Source organism: Brachybacterium alimentarium (genome assembly GCF_002332425.1).
Lineage (GTDB): Bacteria > Actinomycetota > Actinomycetes > Actinomycetales > Dermabacteraceae > Brachybacterium > Brachybacterium alimentarium.
Genome location: NZ_NRGS01000003.1, coordinates 117,666 through 130,955 on the forward strand (window position 1 = coordinate 117,666; position 13,290 = coordinate 130,955).

General features: G+C 69.6%; 13 protein-coding genes. 8 read left to right on the plus strand and 5 right to left on the minus strand.

Annotated features, from left to right (window positions below; genetic code table 11):
- The first annotated feature begins 40 nt into the window (after nt 1-40).
- On the plus strand, nt 41-1,381 hold the full coding sequence (locus tag CIK71_RS01810) for a winged helix-turn-helix domain-containing protein (protein WP_096163476.1): 1,341 nt from the start codon (nt 41-43) through the stop codon (nt 1,379-1,381).
- A 98-nt stretch (nt 1,382-1,479) separates the two neighbouring features.
- Nucleotides 1,480-4,401, plus strand: a complete 2,922-nt coding sequence (gene secA / locus CIK71_RS01815) for a preprotein translocase subunit SecA (RefSeq protein WP_096163477.1) — start codon at nt 1,480-1,482, stop codon at nt 4,399-4,401.
- 292 nt (nt 4,402-4,693) lie between these two features.
- On the opposite strand, the gene CIK71_RS01820 is transcribed toward secA, so the two are convergent.
- Nucleotides 4,694-5,095: an Rv3235 family protein gene (locus CIK71_RS01820; RefSeq protein ID WP_096163478.1), complete on the minus strand. Its 402-nt coding sequence runs from the start codon at nt 5,093-5,095 to the stop codon at nt 4,694-4,696.
- The gene (locus CIK71_RS01825; protein WP_141393678.1) at nt 5,092-6,015 is read right to left on the minus strand and encodes a LysM peptidoglycan-binding domain-containing protein; all 924 of its coding nucleotides are present in this window, start codon (nt 6,013-6,015) and stop codon (nt 5,092-5,094) included. The genes CIK71_RS01820 and CIK71_RS01825 overlap by 4 nt, the downstream gene beginning before the upstream one ends.
- Before the next feature lie 252 nt (nt 6,016-6,267).
- On the opposite strand from CIK71_RS01825, the gene CIK71_RS01830 reads away from it, so the two are divergent.
- Nucleotides 6,268-6,813, plus strand: coding sequence for a hypothetical protein (locus tag CIK71_RS01830; RefSeq protein WP_096163480.1), 546 nt, complete (start codon nt 6,268-6,270; stop codon nt 6,811-6,813).
- A 226-nt stretch (nt 6,814-7,039) separates the two neighbouring features.
- Here the strand turns inward: CIK71_RS01830 and CIK71_RS01835 are convergent, their stop codons facing one another.
- Nucleotides 7,040-7,279, minus strand: coding sequence for a helix-turn-helix transcriptional regulator (locus CIK71_RS01835; protein ID WP_096163481.1), 240 nt, complete (start codon nt 7,277-7,279; stop codon nt 7,040-7,042).
- Nucleotides 7,280-7,495: 216 nt separating this feature from the next.
- Between CIK71_RS01835 and CIK71_RS01840 the strand changes: the two genes are divergently transcribed.
- The 3 genes from CIK71_RS01840 to CIK71_RS01850 are packed head-to-tail and all read left to right on the plus strand — an operon-like array spanning nt 7,496 to nt 9,907.
- Entirely contained in the window at nt 7,496-8,128 is a 633-nt protein-coding gene (locus CIK71_RS01840) for an SAF domain-containing protein (protein ID WP_241964103.1), read from the plus strand.
- On the plus strand, nt 8,125-9,378 hold the full coding sequence (locus tag CIK71_RS01845; protein ID WP_096163483.1) for a CpaE/TadZ family protein: 1,254 nt from the start codon (nt 8,125-8,127) through the stop codon (nt 9,376-9,378). Before CIK71_RS01840 ends, CIK71_RS01845 begins: the two co-directional genes overlap by 4 nt.
- 52 nt (nt 9,379-9,430) lie before the next feature.
- A complete protein-coding gene (locus tag CIK71_RS01850) occupies nt 9,431-9,907 on the plus strand; it encodes a DUF6912 family protein (protein ID WP_241964102.1) in 477 nt (158 codons plus the stop codon).
- A gap of 75 nt (nt 9,908-9,982) precedes the next feature.
- Here CIK71_RS01850 and CIK71_RS01855 read toward each other — a convergent pair whose 3' ends face one another.
- Entirely contained in the window at nt 9,983-10,489 is a 507-nt protein-coding gene (locus CIK71_RS01855) for a DUF2505 domain-containing protein (RefSeq protein ID WP_096163484.1), read from the minus strand.
- Between the two features lie 98 nt (nt 10,490-10,587).
- On the opposite strand from CIK71_RS01855, the gene CIK71_RS01860 reads away from it, so the two are divergent.
- Nucleotides 10,588-12,078: a sensor histidine kinase gene (locus tag CIK71_RS01860; RefSeq protein ID WP_096163549.1), complete on the plus strand. Its 1,491-nt coding sequence runs from the start codon at nt 10,588-10,590 to the stop codon at nt 12,076-12,078.
- 93 nt (nt 12,079-12,171) lie between these two features.
- Here the strand turns inward: CIK71_RS01860 and CIK71_RS01865 are convergent, their stop codons facing one another.
- Nucleotides 12,172-12,420 carry a WhiB family transcriptional regulator gene (locus CIK71_RS01865; RefSeq protein ID WP_010549779.1) on the minus strand — a complete coding sequence of 83 codons (249 nt, stop codon included), beginning with the start codon at nt 12,418-12,420 and terminating at the stop codon, nt 12,172-12,174.
- Between the two features lie 339 nt (nt 12,421-12,759).
- Here CIK71_RS01865 and CIK71_RS01870 point away from each other — a divergent pair, with 339 nt between their 5' ends.
- Nucleotides 12,760-13,209, plus strand: a complete 450-nt coding sequence (locus tag CIK71_RS01870) for a hypothetical protein (protein ID WP_096163485.1) — start codon at nt 12,760-12,762, stop codon at nt 13,207-13,209.
- The last annotated feature ends 81 nt before the right edge of the window (nt 13,210-13,290 follow it).

Genomic DNA, 13,290 nt, shown 5'->3' on the forward strand with positions numbered 1-13,290 from the left:
GGACCTCGGTCCGTCCCGATCCGACCGGAGCCCACCACTGATGACCGCGACCCTCAGCTGGACGAACGCACGGCGGATAGCTCTGCGTGCCCAGGGCATGGGACGGGCCCGACGTATGGCGCTCCCGTCCGCCGCGGTGAGCCGACGCGCACTGCGCGCCACGCTCGAACGCACCCATTTCCTCCAGATCGACTCGGTGAACATCTTCGAGCGGGCCCATCACCTGCCGGTGTTCACCCGCACTGGCAGCTGGGACACGGCCGCCCTGGAGCGCGCCTCACGACCCGGCCGATCCCGCCTGGTGAAGGAAGCGCTCGCCCATGAGGCCACCTTCGCCACCGAACACGTCCACGATCTGCTGGATTTCCGGCGGCGCGCCGCCGCGACGCGAGACTGGGGCCGCATCCGCGAGGCCGCGGCCTCCTCGCCCGACCTGTTCGCCCGGATCCTCGCTGCGTGCGACGAGCTGGGGCCGGTCAGCGCGGCCGCCCTCTCGCGGCATCTGGGGGACACCGAGCGCGGCGAGGGCTGGGGGTGGCGGCGCACCGCGAGCCAGTGGACCGTCGAGTACCTGTTCCGCGCCGGGATCCTGGACTGCGTGGGCCGCAACAGCCAGTTCGAGCGGCTCTACGTGCCGGTCCCCGGCGCCTTTCAGCGGCTCGACGAGCTCGCAGCCTTCGACCCCTCGTCCCCCACGGCGCCTCACGACCGGCAGGACCGGACGAGCCACGAGCAGCTCATGGCGCTCGCAGCCCGCTCCTCGGGCATCGCCGAGCCCGCCTCGCTCGCGGACTATTTCCGTCTTCGCCTGCGGGATGCCCGCCCCGCGATCGAGCAGCTGCTGACCTCGGGTGAGGTGACGGAGGTGCAGGTCGAGCATCCGGCAGGCCGGCGCACGATGCTGCTGCACCGCGATGCTCCCGCTCCGACACCGCTGCGGACGGCCGCGCTGGTCAGCCCCTTCGACCCGATCGTCTTCCATCGGCCGCGCCTGGAACGACTGTTCGACGTGGACTACCGGATCGGGATCTATACGCCCGCCGCGAAGCGGACCAGCGGCTATTACTCCCTGCTCTTCCTCCTCGGTGACGTGTTCCCCGCCCGCGTGGACCTCAAGGCGGACAGGACCCGGGGAACGCTCGAGGTGCGCGGGGTCTTCCGGGAGGAGCTTCCCCATCTGCCCACCCGCCAACGCCCGGCCGACGAGGCCGTGGTCGCAGCGCTGGCCGTCGAGCTGCGCCGTGCCGCCACCTGGCAGGGCCTGGAACGGATCGAGGTCGACGCGGCGAGTGGGGACCGGGAGCTCTCGGCCGCGCTCGCGGCCCACACCGAGGCGGCGAGCGAGCGCGGAGACGCGGCCGCGAGCCACGCGTCAGCGTGAGGATGCGCGCACGTCGTCACCTCTGAGCGAGGTGACGCTTACGATGGGTCAGGCACCAGCCGTCCGTCAGGACACATTCCAGAACTACGGGAGCACGAGTGGTCAACCTCTTCGACAAGATCCTGCGCGCCGGCGAAGGCCGTGAGCTGCGCCGGCTCGAGTCCATCGCCAAGAAGGTAGGGGAGGCCGAGGACGTCTTCACCGACCTCACCGACGATGAGCTGCGCGGGGAGACCGACAGCTTCAAGGCCCGGCTCGAGGACGGCGAAACCCTTGACGACATCATGGTCGAGGCCTTCGCCGCTGTCCGCGAGGCGGCCCACCGCACCCTGGGCCAGCGTCCGTACGACGTGCAGGTCATGGGCGGCGCCGCGCTGCACCGAGGGCGCATCGCCGAGATGAAGACCGGTGAGGGCAAGACCCTGGTCGCCACGCTGCCGGCCTACCTCAACGGGCTCTCGGGCAAGGGCGTCCATGTGGTCACCGTCAATGACTACCTCGCCGGCTACCAGAGCGACATCATGGGGCGCGTCTTCCGCAGCCTCGGGCTCACCACGGGCGTGATCAAATCCGGGATGACACCGGAGGAGCGTCGCGAGCAGTACGCGGCGGACATCACCTACGGCACGAACAACGAGTTCGGCTTCGACTATCTGCGTGACAACATGTCGCTCTCGCCCGATGATCGCGTCCAGCGCGGCCACAGCTTCGTGATCGTCGATGAGGTCGACTCGATCCTCATCGACGAGGCCCGCACCCCGCTGATCATCTCCGGACCCGGTTCGGGCGACGCCAACAAGTGGTTCAGCGAGTTCGCGAAGGTCGTCAAGCTCCTGCGTCGTGACCGCGACTACGAGGTGGACGAGAAGAAGCGCACCGTGGGCGTGCTGGAGAGCGGCATCGACAAGGTCGAGGACCACCTCGGCATCGAGAACCTCTACGAGTCCCTCAACACCCCGCTGATCGGCTTCCTCAACAACGCCATCAAGGCCAAGGAGCTCTTCAAGCGCGACAAGGACTACGTCGTGCTCAACGGCGAGGTCATGATCGTCGACGAGCACACCGGCCGTATCCTCGCCGGCCGTCGCTACAACGAGGGCATGCACCAGGCGATCGAGGCCAAGGAGGGGGTGAAGATCAAGGCGGAGAACCAGACCCTCGCCACGATCACCCTCCAGAACTACTTCAAGCTCTACGACAAGATCTCGGGCATGACCGGTACGGCCGAGACCGAGGCCGCCGAGTTCATGAACACCTACGACCTCGGCGTGGTCCCGATCCCCACGCACCGCGAGATGCAGCGCGCGGACGAGCCGGACCGGATCTACCGCACCGAGAAGGCGAAGTTCGATGCGGTCGTCGAGGACATCGTGGAGCGCCACGACCGCGGCCAGCCCGTCCTCGTGGGCACCACCAGCGTCGAGAAGTCCGAGTACCTCTCCAAGATGCTGACCGCGCAGGGTGTGGACCATGAGGTCCTCAACGCGAAGAACCACGCCGGCGAGGCCGCGATCATCGCGATGGCCGGCGCGAAGGGCTCGGTCACCGTGGCCACCAACATGGCCGGCCGAGGCACCGACATCATGCTCGGCGGCAACGTCGAGTTCATGGCGCACGCCGCTGTCGAGAAGCGCGGTCTGGACTCCGAGGAGGATCCCGAGGGCTATGAGGCCGCCTGGGACGAGGAGATCGAGAAGGCCAAGGCGGCCGTGGCGGAGCAGCACGACGAGGTCGTCGAGCTCGGCGGTCTGTACGTGCTGGGCACCGAGCGTCACGAGTCGCGTCGTATCGACAACCAGCTGCGCGGCCGTTCGGGACGTCAGGGCGACCCCGGCGAGTCCCGCTTCTACCTCTCGCTGCAGGATGACCTCATGCGGCTGTTCAACTCCGGGGCCGCCGAGTCCCTGCTGGCCCGCGGCGGCGTCGACGAGTCGATCCCGCTGACCGGTCGCATGGTCTCCGGCGCCATCCAGCGTGCGCAGAACTCGATCGAGTCCCGTAACGCCGAGATCCGCAAGAACGTCCTGAAGTACGACGACGTCCTGACCAAGCAGCGCAAGAAGCTGTACGAGGAGCGTGCGCGCATCCTCGAGGGCGAAGACCTCGATGAGCACGTCGAGCGGTTCATCGACGAGGTCATCGGCGGCACCGTCGACTCCCACACCAAGGGGAAGAACGCCGAGGACTTCGACCTCGAGGAGCTGTGGGGCGCCCTGCGGCCCGCCTTCCCCGTCTCGATCACGGCGGAGGAGCTCGTCGACGAGGTCAACGGCCAGGAGAACCTCGGAGCGGACCTGCTCCGCGAGGAGATCCTCGCCGATGCTCGCGTCGCCTACGAGAACCGTGCTGAGGAGCTCGGCGAGGACGGCATGCATCAGCTGCAGCGCCGCGTGCTGCTGTCGGTGATGGATCGCCGTTGGCGCGAGCACCTCTACGAGATGGACTACCTCAAGGAGGGCATCGGTCTGCGGGCGATGGCCCAGCGTGATCCGCTCATCGAGTACGAGCGCGAGGGCCACCTGATGTTCAACGAGATGATCGCGGGCATCAAGGAAGACGTGGTCGGCTACATCTACAACCTCGAGGTGCAGGTCCAGAAGGCGGAGCCCGTGGTGCCGAAGGCCGTCAGCGACCTGCTGCGCACCACCACCGCGACCGGTGCGGCACTGGCTGCCGCGGCACAGCGGGTCGGCGAGCAGAAGACGGCCGATGGCGCCGTCGAGCCCGCCTCCGCGTCGGAGCCGGGCTCGGACGAGGAGGACCCCGTCGACGAAAACGGCATCGTGCTGACCGCCAAGGGACTGGATGACGGTCCCCGCTCGGGGCAGCTCCGCTACTCCTCGGCCGAGGGCAGCGGTGTGCAGGACGAGGGCAGCCTCTCCCGCGCCGAGCGCCGTCGACGAGCCAAGCAGGCCGGTTCCACAGGGGCCTCCGCTGCGGGCAGCACGACCTCGGACAAGCCAGAGGGCGCTCCGGCAGAGAACCGCGGCCCCCGCGGGGCCCGCCGGCGCAAGGGCTGACCCCTCGGACCGGCGACGAGCCAAGCGCTGATGCCGGGACGGGCGGATGCGTCAAGCGTCGGCGCCGGGGACGGGCGATGAACCACGCGCTGACCGGAGGACTGGCGAGGTGAACGGCCCCGCCGGGTGGGCTGCACGTCGCCCGGCTCCCCGATTGTCCTTATGACGTGCAGACGCACGGTGCCGGCACAGGATCATCTGTGGCGGCACCGTGCGTCTCTGCGTCTCTGCGTCTCTGCGTCGTGTGTTCGTAGTGCGTCTGTTTCTCTGTGCGTCGTCCGAACGGCTGACGTCACCCGATCTCGAGCACCGTGACCCGCCAGCCCGAATGGCGCAGTTCCCACCGCATCGCGAGGAAACGGGCACGGCCGGGCTCGCGCAGCACACAGCTGGCCTCGACCGTCTGCTCGTTGACCACGCAGGTGCGCACCCCGCTCACCTGCATGCGCTGAGGCGGCGCATACCCCGTGGTCGCCCGCAGGCGCCGCGTCAGCGCGGCGCGCCGCGACAGCAGCTTGCCCACGTCCGGTGTGACGATCCGGGCCAGGGCGTTCTCGGGTCGCATGTCCCGGACGATCTCCACGGCCCGCCGAGCCACTGGAGCGACCATCCGCTCCACGATCCGCGGATCGTCGAGGTCCAGGTTCTCCGTCGACTCACCACCGGTGACGACGCGCTGATCGGTGGTGGTCATGACGACTCCTGAGAGGTGAGGGGTGCGGGCACGGTGAGTTCCTGTCCGGGTTCGAGATGGTCGGGGTTGTGTCCGATCACGTCGCGGTTGGCCTCGTGGAGAAGTGGCCAGGCCGCAGCGATCTCGGACGGGTCCTCCGGAGCCGGACCGAGCAGATCGTCGGTGATGCTCCAGAGTGTGTCCCCGGCGTGCACCACGACGGTGCCCGGGGAGGAGGGAGCATCGGCCTCGTGCAGAGGGCCCTGCTGTTCGGCCGATGCTTCCTGCTCGAGGGGTGCTGCGCCGGGGGTGCCGGTGCCCTCCGTGGGGTCGTCGGCGAGGTCCGCGGCGAGAGGCTGCTCCTCGGGTTCGGGCACGCCGGCGGCACTCTCACCCCAGCCGAGGCCGGGGCGCGGCGCCTCGGCATCGTCCGGGCTCACGGTGGGAGCTGAGGCTTCCGGGTCCGGATCGGATCCGACGGGCAGGGCGGGCGTCAGCTCGGAGGAGATGGCCACGGCGTCGACGCTCCGACCCGAGCCGGCCGACGGCCCCGTGGTCGAGGCACTGGCCGGGACGAGCGCCAGACCGGTGGCCGTGGTGGCCAGGACGGTGCCGACGAGGATCCGTCGTGCCAGCTGCGGTGCGAGGATCCGCAGCGCGCCGAGCAGGGCAGTGCCTGTTCGGCTCGCCGGCCCGATCATGAGCACGAGGCCCGCCAGAGACCAGATCACTGCCAGATACAGGCACAGCGCTGCGCCCGTCGTCGCCGCCGCGACGAGCACCCAGGCGATCAACCCGGCCTGTCCGTGTCCGTCGATGGCGGCTGGCCAGAGCGCCGAGGCCGTGGCGGCCATGGCGAGTGCCCCGGCGCCTGAGAACCCTCCTCCGCACAGCGCTCTCGCCGGATGAGCGGCGCGGACCGCTTCCGTTCTGCTCTCCATCGATCCCCCTCGTCGTGCCCCTCACACCCCGCACGCTGTCATTTGATGCAGTTTGATGTCGTTGGCTTCTGAGAGAGAAAAGTAATGTGCGGTGGGTCATAACGCAAGGGGCGTCCGGAGGTGTGTGGACGAGTCGTGCGGGGGAGGAGAGGTGCGCTCCTGTCGCCGTGTCGTGCGGGTGTGGCGGGCGAGGGCACTGCCCGTTGGGGGCGAATCGGCCCTGCGCAGCAACGATGCGCCTACAGTGACGGCATGCGATTCGAGCGGATCTTCGACGACCTGGAGGGTCGATTCGAGCACCAGGAGCGGGAGGAGATGCGTGCGGTTGCGGAGGATCTTGCACGCGCCGAACGTGCGCAGCTGTCCCTGGCGGACCGTCTGCGCGGCGCCGGGCGCTCGGTCCTGACTCTTCACGTCGGGACGGATCTGCGTCTCGAAGGGCTCGTCGAGGAGGTCGGAGAGGCCTGGGTGGCGTTGCGAGACCCGGAGAGCTCTCAGAGAGCGGTCATCCCGATGCCTGCGGTCTCCTTGGTCCAGGGGCTTCCCGCGCGTGCGCGCCCGGCGGAGGAATCGCTGCTCTCTCCGCTCGGCCTGGGATCAGTGCTGCGGGCGATCGCGCGGGATCGCAGCATCGTGCGTCTGGAGACCGCAGCCGGCAGGATCATGGGACGGATCGCCGCGGTCGGCGCCGACAGCCTGGACGTGCAGTCCCTGCCCACCGGCGAGCACGGGGCGGTTCCCGGGTCGGTCAGAGTCACCGTGGCGATGGCCGCGCTGCTGGCCGTGATCCCTCGCTGAGACGAGAGGGACCGTGAGATCGCACTGTGGCTGACCCGCAGCCGCGGGAACTGCTGCGGGAAATCGAGAATTCGGGACGCTGACAGGGGCGCGGCGGGCGCGGCGGGCGCGGCGGGGGACGGTATCGCGCGGGGAGCGGGGCCGGAACGTCGCGCGGGGAGCGGGGCCGGAACGTCGGGCGGGGAATGGGCGGCTCGGAAGCATCTGGCGCAGAAGTGGGCTCGGCTCAGCTCTTGCCGTCGGACTTCTGGCGCTCGAGCTCGCGCTCAGCCTCCAGGATGTGGGCCGTCGCCGCGTAGCTGCGCTCGATATAGGACTCGATCTCCGAGACCTCCACGCGCCACTGACCGCGGCCGCCTACCTTGATGGCCCGCAGTTCGCCCGATCTGACCAGTGCATACGCCTGGGAAGCGGAGATCGAGAGCGTCTCTGCGACATCAGATAGCGGTACGAAGCGAGGAGTCATCGACGTTCCTTCCCGATCGGTTCACCTGTCACGACCCGGATAGTCTCACACCGTCCTGCGTTCTCCCGGAGAGGACGTGTGGACAACCTCGTGGGTGTCCGGCGCTCTGAGTTATCCACAATCCGTGCGCCCCTCGACTCGCAGTCGTGACGTTCCCGTAGCCTCTGGCGGGGCGCGACGCGGGGTCGGGCACAGCAGCAGGAGGAGCGCGTGGCAGTGAGTGCACCAGTGATGAGACTGCGCCGGCCTCGGTGGAAGGATCCGCGGCTGATCGTGGGCGTCGTGCTGGTCGTCGCGAGTGTGCTGATGGGAGCTCTCCTGGTCTCACGGCTGGCCGAGACCACCCCCGTGCTCGTGGCCCGCTCACCGATCGTGCCGGGCGATCCGATCGATCCCGACAACCTCACCCTCGTGGAGATGCGCCTCGGAGATCAGCACGATCTCTACCTCGGTGCGATCGAGGCGATCCCCGACGGGTCCGTCGCGACCCGCGCGGTCCAGGCCGGGGAGCTGCTCCCGCTCTCCGCTGTGGGCCAATCCGCGGACGTCCCGCTGCGCCCGATCGTCATACCCGTGGACTCGACGGTGGCGGAATCCGTCGCACCCGGGGCGAGCGTCGAACTCTGGCACACCGCCCCGGCACAGGAGAGCGGCGACGTCGAAGCCGAGCTGCTTGTGGAGCGCGGCATCGTCCGCTCGATCGACGAGGGCAGCTCGCTGGGCATGCGCTCGATGGCCGTCGAAGTGCTGGTCCCCAGCGACGATCTCGCGGCCGTCCTGCAGGTCCTCTCGCGCGACGAACGGCTCGACGTGATCGGTGTGCCCGGCGCCTATGGGGTCACCCCATGATCGACGTCGTCCTGTGCGCCTCCGGAAGCGACGAGGTGCGCATCGTCCATGACCTCGCCATCGACATGACCCGCACCGCCCGCGTGGTGCGCCGATGCGCCGACCTCGCCGAGACGCTGGCCGTGACCGCAGCCGGCATCGGCGACGTGGTGCTCATCGATCTCACCGTGCGAGGGCTCGGGCGGGATCCGCTGGCTGCGCTGATGCGCGATGCCGCGGTGGTGGGCCTGCGCTCCGATGGAGCCTCCGAGCAGACGTCGCTCGGGCTGCGCCACGTGCTGCCTGCCGACGCACCGATCGGCGAGATCCTCACCGTGCTCACCTCCGCCGTCGCCTCCGAGGAGGACCAGGCGGACGCCTGGATGCAGGACGCCGCCCACGAGGGCCCTCATGTCCGAGGCCGCCTGGTGGCCGTCTGGGGGCCGACGGGAGCGCCGGGACGCTCCACCGTCGCCGTGAACCTCGCCGCCGAGAGCGCGCTCGCCGGACATGAGACCGTGCTCGTCGACGCCGACACCTACGGCCCCTCCCTGAGTCAGATCCTCGGGGTCCTGGATGAGACGCCCGGTCTGGTCGCTGCCTGTCGGGCCCATGACCGGGACACTCTGGACGACGACGCGCTCGACGCCCTGCTGCCTCTGGCCCAGCCGCGGCTGCGACTGCTCAGCGGGATCGGGGTGCCGGCTCGTTGGTCCGAGGTGCGTCGCACCTCGATGGACGGTGTCTGGCAAGCACTCTCGCGCCGAGGAGGACTCGTCGTCGCCGATGTCGGGCCCGTCCTCGAAGAGGATGAGGAACTCAGCTACGACACCGCGGCGCCCCAGCGGAACGCCGCCGCCATCAGCACTCTGGAGAGCGCGGACGCCGTGCTCGCCGTGGTCTCCGCCGATCCGGTGAGCATCACCCGGCTGCTGCGTGACCATACGCGGCTCCAGGAGCTCGGTGTGGAGGAGCTGCACGTGATCGTGAACCGGGTGGGCGCACCGATCCCCAGGGACCGGATCCGTGACCTGATCACGTCACGGATCCCAGTGGCCACGCTGCACCTTCTGCCGGACGACCCCACCACCTGCCGGACGGCGTCATGGGACGGTGCGCTGCTGGCCGAGTCCGCTCCGCGTTCGAGCCTGCGCAGAGCGCTTCGTGAGATCGCGGGTTCTGCGGCCGTGCTCGGACATGCTCCCGAGGAATCCGGGACTGCGGGTGTCGATGCCGACGCGTCAGCAGCGGCCGTCCTCGCGGCGGAGTGAGCGCACGGGAGCCGGCAGCGGCGCGGAACGGCCTCCTCGCGGGGGTGAGAAGATGACCGCCATGAGGATCTATCTGCCGCTGACCGACCCCGATCGCCTCGCGCTGAGCAGTGCGAGCACCCAGCTCGAGCTGCCGGAGGGCAGATCGGCCTGGGGCGTCACTGCCTCGGCACGCACCGACCGCCCGGACCAGGATGAGGAGGATCTCGAGTACGAGGCCATCCAGGACGCCGTCCATGTCGCGCTGCTCGCCGGCGCTGCGGACGCCCGTGCCCTGGTGATCGCCGCCGATGCCCCCGACAACGCCTTCGAGGAGGCTGTCGAGAGCGGCGGAGCGTTCGGACTGCGCACTCGCGTGGCGACGCACGCACGGATCGCCAGCATGCACGTCACCGAGCTGGATGCCGCAGCGGCCGACGCGGATGACACCGATCCCGCTCTCCTGTGGTTCGACCCCAGCGAGACGGCCGATGCCCTGACCTATCTGGAGGGGAAGGCCCAGGATCCGGACGGCAGCGCCGCGCACTGACTCCTGCCGGACGTCGACTTCTGCCGGATTTTGAAACCTGCCGGACGCCGACTCCTGCCGGACCCTGACTCGCGCTCAGTCGGAGTGCTTCGCCTGGTAGGTGGCTGCGGACTTCTCCTCGCGCCGGAGCACGGTGGAGACATAGGGGACGGCAGCCTTCTCGATGCGGGAGCCGAGCAGGGGGATCTTGGCGACGAGCTCACCATCGATCTCGACGGTGCTGGTCAGCGATCCGCTAGGGACCAGCCGCACCGAGGCCGTCAACCCGGCCGGAGTGCCGGCCACGTCGAGCGACATCGTGCCGGTGCGACTGCCATCCGGCGCCGGCGCGGACCAGGCCTGCTCCTCGCGGATCGTCACGGACGATCCCACGAAGGGCCGCACGATGTCCGGGACCCGGTCTGTGGGCATGGTGAGCTCCGTGCGTACGGTGAAGGCACCGCTCGGATCCCCGTCGACGGTCGAGTCGGCGCTGTTCGCGCCGAGCGTCTCGCGACGGATCGCGGTGTAGTCCTCGTCGGCGTACATCGTGGCGACGGCGCGCACGGGCAGGGGCAGGTTCAACGTCTCGCGGAGCTTCATTCCTCGTCCTCCCTGGGGGATCGGTCCGCCACAGCCTAAGTCAGTGCCGACGCCGGTCGGCGTGCGCTGGCCCGATGATCGGCGTCTATCCTGATCACATGCCGAGCCTGTCCAAGTTCCTCACTGACGTCCGCGGTCTCTCCGAGAAGGAAGCCGACTGGCTGCAGCACCTGGTCGGGGATTGGAATCTGGTCTCCGACCTCCTCCGGTCCGACCTCGTGCTGTGGATCCAGACCCTGGAGGGCGCCCAGGCCGTCGCCCACTGCCGACCCGCGACCGGATCAACCGTGTACTACGAGGATCCCGTCGGGATCGTGCTGGACGAGGACACGGACTCCGAGATCCCCGCGCTGCTGAACGGGGCCGAGCCCACCCGTCGGCCGAGCACCATCGAACGGGAGGGCCGCGAGGCCTCGGGCCTGCTGGTCCCGGTGCGCAAGGACGGCCGCACCCTCGCGGTCCTGGCCACGGAGAGCCCGGTCCATGACGGCATGCGGTCCGCCAACGAGATCCATCAGCACGACCTCGGCAGCCGGGTGCTGCGCATGCTGGAAGCCGGGGCGTTCCCGATCGAGGGCGCCCCGATCCCGCCTCGGCGCGGAGCGCCCCGCGTCGGCGACGGTGTGGTCGAGCTCGACGGCGGCGGAGTCGTGCAGTGGGCCTCACCCAATGCGCTGTCGGCGTTCCACCGCTTCGGCATCGAGGGATCGATGGAGGGGATCACCCTCGCCGAGCTCTCCACCGAGGTGCTGCAGTCCCGTTCACCCGTCGACGAGTCCCTGCCGCTGGTGCTCATGGGGCGCGCGGCCTGGCGCTCGGACATGCAGGCGCGCGGCGGAACCCTCTCGCTGCGGGCGGTCCCGCTGACCGAGCGCGGAGAGCGCACCGGCGCGATCATCCTGGTGCGCGATGTGACCGAGCTGCGTCGTCGCGAACGGGAGCTGATCACCAAGGACGCGACGATCCGGGAGGTCCACCACCGGGTCAAGAACAATCTGCAGACGGTCGCTGCGCTGCTGCGCATGCAGTCGCGACGGATGACGTCCGACGAGGCGCGCGAGGCGGTGAACGAAGCGATGCGACGTGTGTCGACCATCGCGCTGGTGCACGAGTCGCTGCTGCAGGGCTCCGAGGAGGCGGTCCACTTCGACGAGGTGATCGATCGCTGCCTGCGGTTGGCCGTGGACGCGGCGAGCGCCAGCGTGCATCGCGAGGGGACGCCGCGGCTCACCGAGAACCAGGTCGAGGTGCGCACCGAGAAGATCGGACGCGTGGGCACGATCCGTGCCGAGGAGGCGACGCCGCTGGCCCTGGTCGTCACCGAGCTGGCCACGAATGCTGTCGAGCACGGGCTCTCGGACTGCGGCGGCACCCTCACCGTGCGCAGCGAGCGGACGGGATCGCATCTGGTCATCACCATCGAGGACGATGGCGACGGGATGGGGATGGCCAAGCCGACCGGGCTGGGCACCAATATCGCCCTGACCCTGGTGCAGGGTCAGCTGGGCGGAACCCTGACCTGGGAGAGCCGCCCCGAGGGCGGCACCCGAGCACTGGTCGAGGTGTACCTGGACCCGCTGAGCATCTGATCAGTACGGGGTCGTCCGCGGACGACGGCTGGGCTGAGCGTGCGAGATTCCTGCGGCGCCGCCCCTTGCGGAGGTGCGCCGCAGGACGGCGGGTCAGCTGGCGCGGCGGGCGCGCGCGTTGCGGCGCTTGAGGGAGCGGCGCTCATCCTCGGAGAGGCCGCCCCAGACGCCTGAGTCCTGACCGGACTCGAGAGCGAACTTCAGGCAGGCGGTCATGACGTCGCACTTCTGGCACACCGCCTTCGCCTCCTGGATCTGCGTGATCGCCGGTCCCGTGTTCCCGATCGGGAAGAACAGCTCGGGATCATGGTTGAGGCACTCGGCACGGTGGCGCCAGTCCATCGTCACTCTCTCTTTCCAGAACGCCACGCCTCACCCCGTGGGGCGTGACGCGGCGAGGGTCGCACCATCAAGGGGCGTTCTCGGATATCCGGCTCATCGTCGCGAATGCTGGTGCCGCGGACGAACCTGCGGATCGCGGCGTCGCGAGCGAGCCGACCTCCATTCTCTGGGGCGGTCGCGGACTCGACAAGGGCCTGGATGCCCGACCTGGGTGGCACTTCCCACACGGCTCCTCAGCGGCGTGATGCCCCGCACGGAAGCGTTGCGAAAGAGCGCCAGGAGTGCTTGGGGAGCGTCTCGTGGCGCGCCGCGGGAAGCCGGCACGGATACAGTTCCGTCATGCCCCGCAATGCCCAGCCCACCGGATCCAGCACGCCCCGTCGCGCCGACGGCCGACCCGCCGACGTCGAGGATCCCAGCCCGCGCCTGCGCCCGGCGGCGGCCGGGCTGCTCGGCATCGAGACGCTCCTGCTGCTCGCGGCGGCGACGTTCTGCTTCGTGATGGTCTCCGCCGGGAACCTGCATGCGCGCCTCGGGACAGGCCTGGGCATCTTCCTGATCATCTTCGCCGTCGGCACTGCGCTCGCTTCGCGTTCGGTCCTGGTCAAGGGGCGTTTCGGTCTCGGCTACGGGATCACGTGGCAGATGTTCCAGGCCCTGGTCGCCTCGAGCATGCTGCGCGGCGGCATGTACTGGCAGGGTGCGCTCGGCCTGGCCCTCGCGATCGCGGTGTTCGTGCTGCTGCTGCGCCTGGTGCGCTCGACGCCGCTGCCGGATCGCGCGAGCTGACGCGCACCTGCAGCGCCCGGACGGACGCGAAACCGGGGCCCCGCGCCTGACGCGCAACCCGAGCCCCGTGCTTGACGCACA